Origin of the sequence: Agrobacterium sp. SORGH_AS_0745 (assembly GCF_030818995.1) — a bacterium.
Taxonomy (GTDB): domain Bacteria; phylum Pseudomonadota; class Alphaproteobacteria; order Rhizobiales; family Rhizobiaceae; genus Agrobacterium; species Agrobacterium tumefaciens.
Map to the genome: position 1 here is coordinate 22,038 of NZ_JAUTBI010000002.1, position 13,729 is coordinate 35,766.

Below are 13,729 nucleotides of genomic sequence, written 5' to 3' on the forward strand. Positions count from 1 at the left end.
CCGGTCTCCTCAATGGAAGTTTCTTGATTTGATTTTCAGATTATCGATATGAAGGTCGGGAATATAGATGTCGCGCGCCTGCACAGCGGGCTTGGGATTATCCCGAGAATCCGGCCCTCCTCCGTGCTTGACCTGATCGCCGCGGCCATGGGGCAGCGGGAAGTCACCGAGGCCGCCGTCCCGATTACCAACGCTTGCCAGGTCGGCGGAGAAATCGAACAGGCGCTGGGCAACGAGGTGAACGACCTCGCCTTCCCGCTGGATGCGGCCATTGATAGCCATCATGCTCGCGGTCATCAGGACACGCCGCTGGCGTTCGAACAGCGATGGCCAGACGACGGCGTTGACGATGCCAGACTCGTCTTCCAGCGTTAGGAACATGACGCCCTTTGCCGATCCAGGCCGCTGTCGCACGAGAACGAGACCAGCCGTCCAAAGCCATTTCCCGTCCCGCTGCCGCATCGCCTCGGCGCAGGTAACGATGCCTTTCCGGTCGAGGTCTTTTCGGAGAAACGACACCGGGTGCGCCCTCAAGGTGAGGCCCGTGTGTGAGTAGTCCTCGACGACCTCCCTGCCCTCCGTCATCGATTTCAGCGCCACTTCAGGCTCCTGCATCTCGGCGATCACCTTGGCTTCGCGCTCAGCGGCGGCCGCCCAAAGCTCCAGGGGTTCATCCCGGAGCGCCTTGATATCCCAGAGTGCCTGCCGCCGTTCCAATTGCAGCGACGGCAGGAAAGCGTCAGCTTCGGCCAGCTTGACCAGCGAAGACGGAGACACGCCGGAGCGTCGCCACATGTCATCGGCCGATACGAACGGCTGTTCGGCACGCGCCAGGATAATGCGTGCGGCATCGTTGGTGGACAATCCCTTGACAACACGCATGCCGAGACGAACAGCAAACCGGTCTGAGTTGCCGATCCTTTCCATCGTGCAGTCCCAGCGAGAGCGGTTGACGCAGACAGGCCGGACTTCGACGCCGTGGTTTCTGGCATCCTGGACGATCTGGGCAACGCTATAGAAACCCATTGGCTGGCTGTTGAGTAAGGACGCGCAGAAGACGTCGGGATGGTGGCATTTCATCCAGCTGGAGGCATAGGCGATCAGCGCGAAGCTGGCAGCGTGGCTTTCTGGGAAACCGTAGCTTCCGAAGCCTTCGAGCTGTGTAAATGTCTTCTCGGCAAATGCGCGGGTGTAGCCGTTCTTGACCATGCCCTCGACAAGCTTGTCCTTGAACTTCGAGACCCCGCCTGTGAACTTGAACGTCGCCATTGCCCGACGCAACTGATCAGCCTCGCCTGCCGTGAATCCGGCGCAGGTCATGGCAACCTTCATCGCACTTTCCTGAAACAGCGGGACGCCGAGCGTCTTACCAAGCACCGCTTCAAGCTCGGGCGTCGGATATTCGACCTTCTCCTTGCCCTCGCGCCGCCTCAGATACGGATGCACCATGTCGCCCTGGATGGGTCCGGGCCGGACGATGGCGACCTGCACGACAAGGTCGTAGAACGTGCGCGGTTTGAGACGTGGCAGCATCGCCATCTGGGCGCGGCTTTCGATCTGAAACGTGCCGAGCGTATCGGCCTTGCGGATCATCGCGTAGGTCGCCGGATCTTCCTGCTCGACGTCCGACAGGCCCATCGGGATATTCTTGTGTTCGCGCAGCAGCTCGAACGATTTTGCCATGCAGGTCAACATTCCGAGCGCCAGCACGTCGACCTTCATGAATTTGAGTGCCTCGATGTCGTCCTTGTCCCATTCCACCACCTGGCGGTCCTTCATGGTCGCCGGTTCGATGGGCACCAGATCGTCGAGCCTGTCCTGCGTCAGGACAAAGCCGCCCGGATGCTGGCCGAGATGGCGGGGCGCACCCATGAGCTGAGCGGAGAGGTCGAGAGCCAGCTTGAGGCGGTAGTCAGCCGTGTTCATGTTGTTATCTACGAGCTGCTTTTCGCCGACGCCTTCCGACCAGCCCCAGACGCCGGAAGACAGCTGGGTAATCAGGTCCTCAGGCAGGCCGAGCGCCTTGCCGACATCACGCAGCGCGCCTTTGGCACGGTAGCGGGTGACGGTGGAGCAGAGCGCCGAGCGTGAGCGGCCGTAGGTTTCATATATCCACTGGATGACCTCCTCGCGGCGGGCATGCTCGAAATCGACGTCTATATCCGGCGGCTCGTCCCGTTCCATCGACACGAAACGCTCGAACAGCAAGTCACCGGTTTCCGGGTTGATGCTGGTGATACCCAGGCAATAGCAAACGGCCGAGTTCGCCGCCGACCCCCGCCCCTGGCAGAGAATTCCTTGCGACCGGGCAAACCGGACGATGCTGTAGACGGTCAGGAAGTACGGGGCGTATTTCATCACCCGGATGAGCTCGAGTTCGTGAAGGATCGCCTTGCGGACCTTGTCGGGGATCCCCTCGGGGTATCGGGTGGCAGCCCCTTCCCAGGCGAACTTGGTAAGTGACTGCTGGGCATCAAGGCCCGGTACAAGGGCTTCTTCAGGATACTGATACTGAAGTTCGCTCATGTCGAAACGACAGCGGTCGACGATTTCGCGCGTGCGCGCCAGCGCTTCCGGATACTCCGAAAACAGCCGATGCATCTCCTCTGGCGCTTTCAAAAAGCGATCGGCATGTCGCTCGCGGTCGAACCCGACGCTGTCGATGGTGGTGCGGTTTCGGATGCAGGTGACGATGTCCTGCAGCTGTCGGCGGCTGGGGTCATGAAACAGGACGTCATTGGTGATGACCGTTTTGACCTTGTGACGGGCGGCCAAGTTCGACAGATTGTGGAGCCGCAGGCGATCGTTGGGTCGACGGCGCAGGCAGAGCGAAACGTAGGCCCTGTCGCCGAAGATCGCAGCGAGCTTCCTGAGCTGAGCTGCAGTTGTCTCGTCGGCCTCGTCAGGAATATGGACGGCAATCAGTCCGCCGCCATAGGCTTCCACATCCGATAAATCGAGGATGCACTTGCCCTTTCCTCCCCGGCTCTTTCCGAGCGACAGCAGGCGGGTCAATCTCGAATAGGCTGGACGATCAGTCGGGTAGACCAGGATCGACATGCCGTCAGAGAGATCGAGACGACAGCCGACAACCAGTCGCACGCCCGTGGTTTTAGCGGCTTCCCATGCGCGCACGATCCCCGCGAGCGAGTTGCGATCGACAACACCCAGTGCATCGATGCCAAGCGCTGCCGCGGTGGCAAACAGTTGCTCGGCCGAACTTGCTCCGCGCAAAAACGAGAAATGGGTGGTGACCTGAAGCTCGGCGTACTTCATCCGAACACCCCGTGCAGAAACCAGAGGTGAGAGCCCGTATCGGTGTCCATGCCGTCGCCGGCGCGGTAGACCCAGTACCGTTCGCCTGCCTCGTCCTCGACAACGAAATAGTCCCGAACGGCGGCGTGTTCTCTCGGGCGAACCCACCATTCCCCGAATATACGCTCCGGCCCGTCAGCTCGCTTGACCCGCCGGCGCTTGCCGCGCCAGGTGAACACGGCAGGTGGCTGGTCGGGAAGCAAAGCGGTGACGTCGATCCGTTCCGGGTTCGCCAGCAGCCGCGACGGCCGTGGCCATTTGGCGGCCCAAGTCGCTCCGGTTTCGTCGGCCGTTGGCCCTATGCGCATCACCGACCGTTCGGGAACGTCGGAGGCGACGGGCGTGACCCGGTAGAGGCGCTGACCGCGATTGCCGAGGATGTCGACGAGCGGCGTGACGTCGACGACCAGCTCCTCGATGAGTGACGACGCGACCTGTCGCTCCTCCAGGGGCTCGGCCATGATGGCGACCAGCACCAGGCGTTCGATTCCAAAGCCGGGGTCGATTTTCTCGATGCGATCGCACAACAGCTTCGACAGCCGAGCGGGATCGCGTACCGGTTTTGCCAATCCGGCTCGAATGCACTGGCGGGTGTTGTCGACACGGTGGATGACAAGATCGGAACGTCTGACGCCAAGACCGCGTGTCTCCAGTTTGGATGTCAGTTCGCCAACCAGTCGGCGTACATATTTGGCGATTGTCTCCGCGGCGCCGATTGGCTCCTGAAAGTTCTTCGCGGCTTCGACCAGCTCTGGTGTCCGTAGAGGTTCGATGGGTTCTGCCATCCGCCCGAACAGTTGGTCCAGCCGCCTACCGACCTCCGGGCCGTATCGCAGCGTCAAGGGCGCGCGTGGCATTGCGGAGAGTTCCCCGACCGTCTCGACGCCCATCACCCGCAAACCGTGGATCGTGTCCGGGGCGAGCCGGAGACAGTGGATGGGCAGTCGCGTGACTGCTTTCGCCACGCCGCCTAGCGGAACAACGGTCGTCTCCGCCGACGTCAGGCGGGTGATCGCATGCGCTGCTCCCCAAGTGTCGGCGACGGCCGCACGAGCGGTCAGGCCTCGTCCTCTCAAGCCGTTGACCAGCCCGGAAATCAGCAGGGCTTCGCCGCCCTGAAGATGATCGGCGCCTTCGGTGTCCATCACGATACCGTCCACGCCGTCGACGGCGACAACAGGGCTGTATTGCCGCAGCGCCCAAAGCGCCAGGCGCTCAAGGGCAGCGGCGTCGGCGGACGGATCGGCATCGATCATCGTCAGATTGGCAACGATCGCCTGGGCTTTACTCGCGGGCATGCCGAGCTTGAGGCCGAGTTTGCGCGCGGCGGTATCGGCAGCCGAGACCCAGCGTTTGGAGCCTGATTTCGAGATGACGACAAGAGGCTGTTCAGCTGGCACGGTTCCCTCTCCATGCCGTCGTATCCGGTCTGTTGACAGAGTGGGGAAGTAGACACACACGACCCTTGGCATCACAGGCTCCTAATTCAAACTCAGCACACTCGCCTGCTTTCACGCGCATCAATTCCGCCAGCCATCGCGCCCGCCCGACGCCCGCGACTGGCAATGCCTCCGACGGGAGCACACTCACTCTCCAGCGGGTGGTGGAGGCCGTCGGGTTGCCGAAATCCGACGCCTCCGTCTGCCGACGCCACCTGCGGACAACAAGCCCCATGGTTCCGGTCTTCTCGGCAGCCAGTTGCAGCCGCCGAGATGCCACCATCGGCAATCGAACGAGTTCCCCGACCACTGCAGCCAATCCGCCGAAGGAAAGCCCCTCTTCCATGGACGCCAGCACATCCTCTTCCTTGTCACCCTCGCAAAAGATCACCCGGTCGGGATGCAGGCCGGCCTGGGCGATAGCGGGGAAAAACAGATCGGGTCTCGTGAGGCACCATAGGACCTTGCCCTTCGAGCGCGCGGCAATTCCGGCGGCAAACAATGCCGCTGCGGCTCCATCGACCGTGCCGACGCCGCCGCCTGCTATCTCGTGAAGAGCGCCATAGGATAGCCCGCCTCCCGGTAGATGCTCGTCCATCTCGCAAACGCCGAAGGGCAGCACGATGGCTTTCTTTGCCGCACTGCCCTCCAGGTGGGCGATGCGGTCTCTCAGTTCCTCGATGACCCGAGGATTATGGGCGCGCGACATCGTTCACGGACCTCCTCAGCTCGCGTTGCAAGGGACTCCATGCCCCTCAAAATATGGAGGTTCTCTTTTTGTTCCGTTGCCGGAAAAGAGTCAAGCGGGCGTCCAGAGGATAAATTAGGGCCGGCTGAAACACCGACACGCGAATCACCAAGCGAATCAGTGACCTAACCGCCCAGCTCCAAGTATCTGCTGGGGCTCTTTTTTTTGGCGTTTTGCGCAGGACCTAAAACATGCCGCCGCCCAAGTAGGGTCCAAAACGAAAAAGCCTGCCGCGGGAGGAGGTGCGGCAGGCTTTTCGAAAATAACCGAACAGCAACTCGGAGGAGGAGTGTTGCCGTTCCAGCAAACGCCCTTGGGAGGAGGAGTAGGACGTCCGCACATCGAACCGACGCGGGAGGAGGTGCATCAGTTCGATAATGGGATCATACCGGTTTTCCGCGCCTATCAAATAGACATCGCTGCAGCGCAGTCATGCGAGGAATGCAGGTCAGCGGCGGGGCGGGAGAGAGCAGCAAGGCATCTAACCGTTCGGAACAAAACGACATTCTGTTGCTTTTTGCTTGGTGAGGTCGCGTGTCGTGTCAACCGGACGTGGCAGGGATGACGAACGCGATGGTTTTTCCGGTTTCCCATCGCGGCCAACGAAACGGCAGTCGAGCGTCCAACCTGTCCAGCCCGTGCCTCATCCCGTCTTCATCCGAGGCGGGAGGCGGATTTGTACCGGGGACTGCCATGGCCAGCGATAAGCTCTCGACCTACAAACAGAAGCGCGATTTTCAGAAGACGCAGGAGCCGAGCGGCGCTGCGAAACTGAAGGCGTCGAACCGCAGGCGATTCGTCATTCAGAAACACGACGCCACGCGGCTGCATTATGACTTGCGGCTCGAACTCGATGGCGTCTTCAAGTCGTGGGCGGTGACGAAGGGGCCATCACTCGATCCGCACGACAAGCGTTTGGCTGTCGAGGTCGAGGACCATCCGTTAGACTACGGCGACTTCGAAGGCACGATCCCCAAGGGCCAATATGGCGGCGGCACGGTGATGTTGTGGGATCGCGGCTACTGGGAGCCGGAAGGCAACAAGACGCCCGAACAGGCGCTGGCCAAGGGTGATTTCAAGTTTACGCTGGAAGGTGAGCGGCTGCATGGCAGTTTCGTGCTGGTGCGGATGCGCAACGATCGCGACGGCGGCAAGCGCACAAATTGGCTGCTGATCAAGCATCACGACGATTACTCAGTCGAAGAGGATGGCGCTGCCATCCTTGAGGACAATGCAACCTCCGTTGCATCCAGCCGAACCATGGAGGCGATCGCCGCCGGAAAGGGCAGGAAGCCAAAACCGTTCATGGTGCAGAGCGGCGACGTTCAGGCGGATGCCGTCTGGGACAGCAATCATGGGCTTGCGGCGGAGGAACGGGCCGCGGACACGAAGACAAAGCGAAAGCCAGCAGCGAAAAAACCGGCAAAGTCCACGATGCCGGAGTTCATTGCGCCGCAGCTTTGCGAAACGCTCGATCGCCCGCCTTCAGGCGATGGCTGGATCCACGAGATCAAGTTCGACGGCTACCGCATCCAGACGCGCATCGAAAACGGCGAGGTGACGCTGAAGACCCGTAAGGGCCTGGACTGGACGGCCAAGTATCCGGCGATTGCGACATCGGCGGCAAACTTGTCTGATGCCATCATCGACGGGGAGATCTGCGCGCTCGATGAAAACGGCGCGCCGGATTTCGCAGCACTTCAGGCCGCACTGTCGGAAGGCAAGACCGACGAACTAGTCTACTTCGCCTTCGATTTGCTGTTCGAGGGCAATGAGGATCTGCAACAACTGCCGTTGACCGAACGCAAGGAACGTCTGCAGACACTGCTTGATGATGCCGGCGAGGACCCACGCCTGCGTTTCGTCGAACATTTCGAAACCGGTGGCGATGCCGTTCTCAGATCGGCGTGCAAGCTGTCGCTGGAAGGCATCGTCTCGAAACAGGCCGACGCGCCCTATCAATCGGGCCGTACCGAGAGCTGGGCGAAGTCCAAGTGCCGCGCTGGCCATGAAGTCGTCATCGGCGCCTATGCCAAGACCAACGGTAAGTTCCGCTCCCTGTTGGTCGGTGTCTTCAGGGGTGATCACTTCGTCTATGTCGGCCGGGTTGGAACCGGCTACGGTGCCAAAACGGTCGATACGATCTTGCCAAGACTCCGCGAGATCGAAGCCGCTAAATCACCGTTTACCGGAATTGGCGCGCCGAAGAAGGATCCCAACATCGTCTGGGTCAAACCCGAACTGGTCGCCGAAATCCAGTTCGCGGGCTGGACAGCGGACGGACTGGTGCGTCAGGCGGCGTTCAAGGGTTTGCGCGAAGACAAGCCTGCGGCCGAAGTCGAGGCGGAAAAACCGGCATCGCCGGCAAAGACCGACACGCCGACGCCGGCCGTGACAAAGCCATCAAGACCAGGACGCGGCAAGAATGCCAAGGCCGAGGTGATGGGCGTGATGATCTCTAGCCCGGACAAGCCGCTCTGGCCCGATGCCAATGACGGAGAACCGGTAACCAAGGAAGATTTGGCCCGTTATCACGAAGCCGTTGGTCCATGGCTGATCAACCATATCAAGGGACGGCCATGCTCGATCATCCGAACGCCGGATGGCATCGGCGGCGAGCAATTCTTCCAGCGGCATGCGATGCCGGGAACATCGAACCTGCTCGAACTGGTGAAGGTGTTTGGAGACAAGAAACCCTATCTGCAGATCGATCGAGTCGAGGGCCTTGCTGCCATTGCCCAGATCGGTGGTGTCGAGCTGCATCCGTGGAATTGCGAACCGGGCCAGCCGGAGGTGCCAGGCCGTCTTGTCTTCGACCTTGATCCCGGTCCGGATGTCCCGTTCGCAACCGTCGTCGAAGCCGCTCGGGAAATGCGCGACCGGCTGGAAGAACTCGGCCTCGTCAGTTTCTGCAAGACCACGGGCGGCAAGGGGCTGCATGTCGTCACGCCGCTTGCGGTGGCGAAGGGTAAGAAGCTGGCCTGGCCGGAGGCAAAAGGGTTCGCGCACGATGTCTGCCTGCAAATGGCGCGCGAGAACCCTGAGCTTTATCTGATCAAGATGGCGAAGAACCAGCGCAATGGCCGGATCTTCCTCGATTACCTGCGTAATGACCGGATGGCGACAGCAGTCGCGCCGTTGTCGCCACGTGCCCGCCCCGGCGCCACGGTGTCGATGCCACTCACCTGGAGCCAGGTGAAGACGGATCTCGACCCGAAACGCTTCACGATCCGCACCGTGCCCGCACTCCTGGCAAAGACGACGGCCTGGCAAGACTATTGCGATGGACAGCGTTCGCTGGAGCAGGCGATCAAACGTCTCGGCAAGATGACGAAGGCGGCGGCATGACGCACAACCGAGCGCGTAGCCAGCGTGTGGAATTCCGCGACACGGACCACCTGATCCGCCTTCGTCGCATGCGCGGGCTGGCGCGGCTCATGGATACGGCACTGCGCATTCCCGGGACCCACTTCTCGTTCGGCGCGGATTCTATCATCGGATTGGTCCCGGGCCTCGGCGATTTCGCCGGCGCGGCGATCAGCCTCTACATCGTCAACGAAGCGCGACGGCTGGGGGTGCCGAACGACAAGCTCGTAAAGATGCTGGTCAATATCGGTTTCGATGCGGCGGCCGGGAGCGTTCCGTTGGTCGGTGACCTGTTCGACGTCTACTTCAAATCCAACCGCCGTAACTTGATCTCGTTCTGGAGCACTTCGGTCTCGACCATTCAGATCTCGATCGCAACCGACCGACACGTGAATAAACGGCCGGTTCGGCCGGTAGGCGCAATCAATATCCGTAACGCCGATCAAGTTCTGTGAGGGCAGCCTTAACCTCATCTATGGAAACCGGCTGCGGTGTTCCGGGGATATGGCGGAACGCCGGCTTGGAGTCGACCGCGTAGAAGTCCGAGGCCCATGAGGCTAAGATGGTCCGTTTGTCGTCTGCGGAGAGTGCGGTCGCTTTCACCACGTCAAGCGGCCGCTCAACCTGCATGCCCTGAAGGAGGACCGTCGGACCCATCGCAGCGGCGCTGCTTGCGGCCTGCTGCAAAACCTCGTGCATGTCGGCCTCCTTAGCGAACGTGCGGATCTTTGTCACGCTGGCGACTGGAGGCGGCGATCGCATTGGTTTCCGGCGCCAGCAGATCGTGGTTCTCAGCGAAGGCGGCAAACAGGCCGCGCGCGGTCTCGGCTTCGATCTCGCCGCGCAGTGCCGCGCTACACGCTTTCAGCGCGATCGAGTGTGCAGTGTCGCGCGACGATCCTGGCCATTCAGCAAGATATCGGTAGGCATCCATGACGGTTCGGACCTCAGCCGGAAAGCCAAGGCCGACAAGGATGGTAACAGGTTGTTCGAACATATCGGGTTTCATTGTCTCTCTCCTCTCAACCCGGATGTCTGATAGGGCACCGCTGCGCGCGGCGCCCTTCACCAAAGTTTCGGTCAGGCGGCCTTCTGCGCTTCGATCTGGACCGGAGCGGTCGGCTGCACGAGGGCCGGGTTGGTCTGGATGTCGATCTTCCGCGGCTTCAGGGCCTCGGGGATCTCACGAACGAGATCGATTGAGAGAAGACCGTTCTTCAAATCGGCGCCATTTACGCGGACGTGGTCGGCCAGTTCGAAGCGGTGTTCGAAGGGCCGGCCGGCAATGCCGCGATGCAGGTAGTCGTCATTGGCAGTCTCCTGCTTCTTGCCCGTGACGGTCAGAAGGTTGGACTGGAAGGTGACGTCGAGGTCATCCTGGGCAAAGCCCGCCACCGCAATCGAAATCCGGTAGCTGTCATCGCCGGTCTTGGCGATGTCATAAGGCGGCCAGTCGCTGATCGAGCGAGCGCGCTGGGCATTTTCCAGAAGATTGAAAATCCGATCAAAGCCGACGGTCGAGCGGAAGAGGGGTGCATAGTCGTAAGATGTTGCCATAGCCATATCCTCCTTGAAGCAACATGGGTACGGAAGCGCCGAAAAGCGGCGCTCCCAGCGAGGCCAGCCCTGTCCTCAGCAGCTGGCGACAATCGATTTGGTTTTTGAGAATTTCCGATTCAAGAGCGTCGCTAGAAAAAAATTCGGAAGTCGCAACGGCCGCCTACATCAGGTCAGTCGAGCTCGTAGACTGCAGCATTATCCTGAATTTCGCGTAAGCCTTTATAGGAAGCATGACGCAGATTACCGTCGTCGGTCCAGCCGCGGAATTCGATCTCGGCGATCAGCGTCGGCTGCGCGAAGACATAGTTCTTACCCTTCAGCGGCACCACCGGCGTCCTCGTCTTCAGTTTGTCGAGGGTCTTCTTCAGATACGCCGCATCTTTTTCCTTGAAGCCCGTGCCGACGGCGCCGACACAGACCCAGTCGTGTCCGCGACGGGCGGCGAGCAGCAGACTGCCAATCCCACCGCGAGCAACCGCCGACTGCTCGTAGCCGACGATCATGAAACTCTCGCTTTGAATGCACTTGATCTTCAGCCAGTCGCCGGTGCGACCTGAACGATACGGCCTATCGCGGTGCTTGGCGATGATACCTTCCAGTCCAAGCGAGCGGGCGTTTTCGAGGAGCTCGGCGCCGTCACCCTGCACCTCCTCGGAAAGCTGGATCGCGCCAACCGCACCATCGAGGAGGTCTGCCAGAAGATGCCTGCGGACCGACAGCTCGCACTTCGTCAGATCATGTCCGTCGAAATACAAGAGATCGAAAGCAAAGAGGACGGACTCGGCAGAGGTTCGTTTGCCGCCGCGTCCCCCGAGCGAACGTTGAAGCGCTCCGAAGTCCGAACGGCCTTGCGCATTGAGAACCACCGCCTCGCCATCCAGGATGGCCGTCCCGACTCCAACCTCTTTTGCCGCCGCCGCAATCGTTGGAAACCGATGTGTCCAATCGTGGCCACCGCGGGTGATGATGCGCACGCCCTTCGGCTCGATATGGATGGCGAGCCGGTAGCCATCCCATTTGATTTCATAGGCCCAGTCAGGGCCGATCGGCGCCGTAGCCTTCAGGAGCGCCAGGCACGGCTCGACCCGGGCTGGCATTGGATCGAACGGAAGATTCGGTTGAGCCGGGTCGCGCTTTCGGCGCGGCTGCGATTTGGCGGTGAAGCTGTCATCTAGTAGGAGTGGTTTGGCGCGTTTGCTCATTTGCCGGACCGGGTTTCGGCGGCGACCGACTTTTTCAAGGCATCCATGATGTTGATGACGTTGCTTGGCGTGGCTTTCCCCGGCGCTTGCGGCTTGGCTTTTGCCGGCTTCTTCATCGCCTTCTTCTTGGCGGCGATGATATCGAGCAGCCGGTCCTGCACCGGGTCGATCACCATCTTCGCATCCCAATGCTTCGTCTGCTTCTTGATCAACTGCTGCACCAAAGGCATCATATCGGAATCCGCCGTCTCGTCGTCGTCGATGCCTGCGAAATAGGTATCCTCGTCACGGACTTCATCCCCGTAGCGCAAGGTCCAAAGGACAATACCCTTGCCGCGTGGCTCCAGCATGACGGCGCGTTCCCGGCGTGAGATCACCAGCCGCGAGATACCGACCATGTGCTGGGCTTCCATCGCGTCGCGGATGACGGAGAAGGCTTCCTGTCCGACAGGATCGTTGGGAGACAGATAATAGGGCGTGTCGAGCCAGATCCATTCAACACTGTCGCGCGGCGTAAAGGTCGAGATGTCGATTGTCTTGGTGCTGTCGAGCGCGACGTTTTCCAGTTCTTCGTCTTCCAGCATGATGTATTCGTTCTCGCCGCGCTGGTAGCCTTTGACCTCGTCTTCGTCCTTGACCTCCTTGCCGGTGACAGAATCGACATAGTGACTGACGACGCGGTTCTGGGTTTCACGGTTCAGCGTGTGAAAGCGAACCTTTTCGTTCTCGGAGGTCGCTGGCATCATCTGCACGGGGCAGGTGACCAGCGATAGCTTGAGATAGCCTTTCCAATAAGGACGGACAGCCATGTTTTCCTCCGATCAACCTGCGCGGCGGGTCTGCGATGCCGCAGACTTGGTTTTGGCAGCGGCGGGCTTGGCGGCCTTCTGGCGCGACGTGCCCTTGTTGACATTGGCAGCCGCTCGTTTCGGCTCGGCCTTCATCCCACCTATGCCGGCGCTCTCTCTGAGTGCCTGCAGAAGATCGCTGGGTTTCGACGCGGCCGGCGCCTTCTTCTTCGGGAGCGCCCTCCCCTCGATTTTCGCTTTCACCAGCTCCGCGACGGCAGCTTCATAACGATCATCGAATGTGCGGGCATCGAAGCTTCCCTTCTTGGTGCCGATGATATGTTCGGCGAGCTCCAGCATCTCGCCTTCGATCTTCAGATCGGGCAGTTCCTCGAATGCGTCTTCGGACGAGCGAACCTCGTAATCGAAGTTCAACGTCGTGGCGATCAGCCCTTTGCCGTGCGGCCGGATGAGCACGGTACGGACACGGCGGAACAGGACCGTGCGAGCAATGGCCGCGACCTTCGCTTTCTTCATGCCGTCGCGCAGCAGCACGAAGGCATCCGTCCCCATCTTGTCGGGTGCCAGGTAATACGGTTTGTCGAAATAGACCCCGTCGATCTCGTTGCAGGGAATGAAGGCGTCGATCTTCAGCGTCTTGTCGCTGTCGGGCACGGCGGCCGCCACTTCGTCAGGCTCAAGAACGATGTATTGACCATTCTCGACCTCGTAGCCCTTGACCTGATCGTCCCGCTCGACCGGATCGCCGGTCTCGCTGTCAACAAACTCGCGCTTCACCCGATTGCCGGTCTTGCGGTTCAGCGTGTTGAAAGCGATCCGTTCCGAGGATGAAGCCGCGGTGTAGAGCGCCACCGGACAAGCGACCTCTCCGAATTTGATGAAGCCTTTCCAATTCGCTCTCGGGGCAACCATGACGCAGGACTCCTGACACAACCAATGCGATTCAAGCGAATCAGCATGTAATTGTTCCGAGTCGAAACGAATCATTTTTCAAGGACTTAGCGCGATCGGGCCCACTCGTTTTGCGAGTCTGCGCTAGTCTCTTGATTCCCGTGCATCTTTTCCCGGTCGCGCGCGTTTTCTCCGACAGCAACCCTAAAGGAGTCTTGTCATGAGCAAGCGCGAACTGATCGATACGGGAACCGACAAACGTTATGTGCGCCGGGACAAGGAAGGCAAGTTCAAGGAGAGCGTCGACGTCTCGCGATCGCTGTCCGCCGATGCCCGCCACGACGCGAAGCATGATGCGAAGCCCGGCCAGGGTGACAAGGGTGATCGCAAGCACTGACG

11 protein-coding genes and 1 pseudogene are annotated in these 13,729 nt (G+C 60.6%); 3 read left to right on the top strand and 9 right to left on the bottom strand.

The genetic code is table 11. The features are described 5' to 3' along the window. Positions 1–9 precede the first annotated feature (9 nt). From QE432_RS09490 to QE432_RS09500, 3 genes are read right to left on the bottom strand one after another with little or no spacing between them, the layout of a single operon-like run. Positions 10–3,276: an error-prone DNA polymerase gene (locus QE432_RS09490; protein WP_112497030.1), complete on the bottom strand. Its 3,267-nt coding sequence runs from the start codon at positions 3,274–3,276 to the stop codon at positions 10–12. Next, the gene (locus QE432_RS09495; protein ID WP_197729445.1) at positions 3,273–4,787 is read right to left on the bottom strand and encodes a Y-family DNA polymerase; all 1,515 of its coding nucleotides are present in this window, start codon (positions 4,785–4,787) and stop codon (positions 3,273–3,275) included. The genes QE432_RS09490 and QE432_RS09495 overlap by 4 nt, the downstream gene beginning before the upstream one ends. Then, positions 4,705–5,463, bottom strand: a complete 759-nt coding sequence (locus QE432_RS09500; protein ID WP_112497032.1) for an ImuA family protein — start codon at positions 5,461–5,463, stop codon at positions 4,705–4,707. Before QE432_RS09500 ends, QE432_RS09495 begins: the two co-directional genes overlap by 83 nt. A 732-nt stretch (positions 5,464–6,195) precedes the next feature. Here QE432_RS09500 and ligD (QE432_RS09505) point away from each other — a divergent pair. After that, on the top strand, positions 6,196–8,850 hold the full coding sequence (ligD, locus tag QE432_RS09505; RefSeq protein ID WP_168293334.1) for a DNA ligase D: 2,655 nt from the start codon (positions 6,196–6,198) through the stop codon (positions 8,848–8,850). After that, a pseudogene (locus QE432_RS09510) lies at positions 8,847–9,265 on the top strand (DUF4112 domain-containing protein). Before ligD (QE432_RS09505) ends, QE432_RS09510 begins: the two are co-directional and overlap by 4 nt. 26 nt (positions 9,266–9,291) lie before the next feature. Here the strand turns inward: QE432_RS09510 and QE432_RS09515 are convergent. The 6 genes from QE432_RS09515 to ku (QE432_RS09540) all read right to left on the bottom strand — a co-directional run bounded on the left by QE432_RS09515 (position 9,292) and on the right by ku (QE432_RS09540) (position 13,351). After that, on the bottom strand, positions 9,292–9,567 hold the full coding sequence (locus QE432_RS09515; RefSeq protein WP_112497035.1) for a hypothetical protein: 276 nt from the start codon (positions 9,565–9,567) through the stop codon (positions 9,292–9,294). A gap of 10 nt (positions 9,568–9,577) precedes the next feature. Then, positions 9,578–9,877 carry a DUF982 domain-containing protein gene (locus tag QE432_RS09520; protein WP_306623978.1) on the bottom strand — a complete coding sequence of 100 codons (300 nt, stop codon included), beginning with the start codon at positions 9,875–9,877 and terminating at the stop codon, positions 9,578–9,580. 71 nt (positions 9,878–9,948) lie between these two features. Continuing rightward, positions 9,949–10,425 carry an Hsp20 family protein gene (locus QE432_RS09525; protein ID WP_060642025.1) on the bottom strand — a complete coding sequence of 159 codons (477 nt, stop codon included), beginning with the start codon at positions 10,423–10,425 and terminating at the stop codon, positions 9,949–9,951. Between the two features lie 173 nt (positions 10,426–10,598). After that, entirely contained in the window at positions 10,599–11,630 is a 1,032-nt protein-coding gene (ligD, locus tag QE432_RS09530; RefSeq protein ID WP_306623980.1) for a non-homologous end-joining DNA ligase, read from the bottom strand. Beyond that, positions 11,627–12,439, bottom strand: a complete 813-nt coding sequence (gene ku, locus QE432_RS09535; protein ID WP_112497038.1) for a non-homologous end joining protein Ku — start codon at positions 12,437–12,439, stop codon at positions 11,627–11,629. The genes ligD (QE432_RS09530) and ku (QE432_RS09535) overlap by 4 nt, the downstream gene beginning before the upstream one ends. 12 nt (positions 12,440–12,451) lie before the next feature. Continuing rightward, positions 12,452–13,351 carry a non-homologous end joining protein Ku gene (ku, locus tag QE432_RS09540; protein WP_112497048.1) on the bottom strand — a complete coding sequence of 300 codons (900 nt, stop codon included), beginning with the start codon at positions 13,349–13,351 and terminating at the stop codon, positions 12,452–12,454. Between the two features lie 199 nt (positions 13,352–13,550). On the opposite strand from ku (QE432_RS09540), the gene QE432_RS09545 reads away from it, so the two are divergent. Continuing rightward, entirely contained in the window at positions 13,551–13,727 is a 177-nt protein-coding gene (locus QE432_RS09545; RefSeq protein WP_010974312.1) for a hypothetical protein, read from the top strand. Positions 13,728–13,729: the final 2 nt, after the last annotated feature.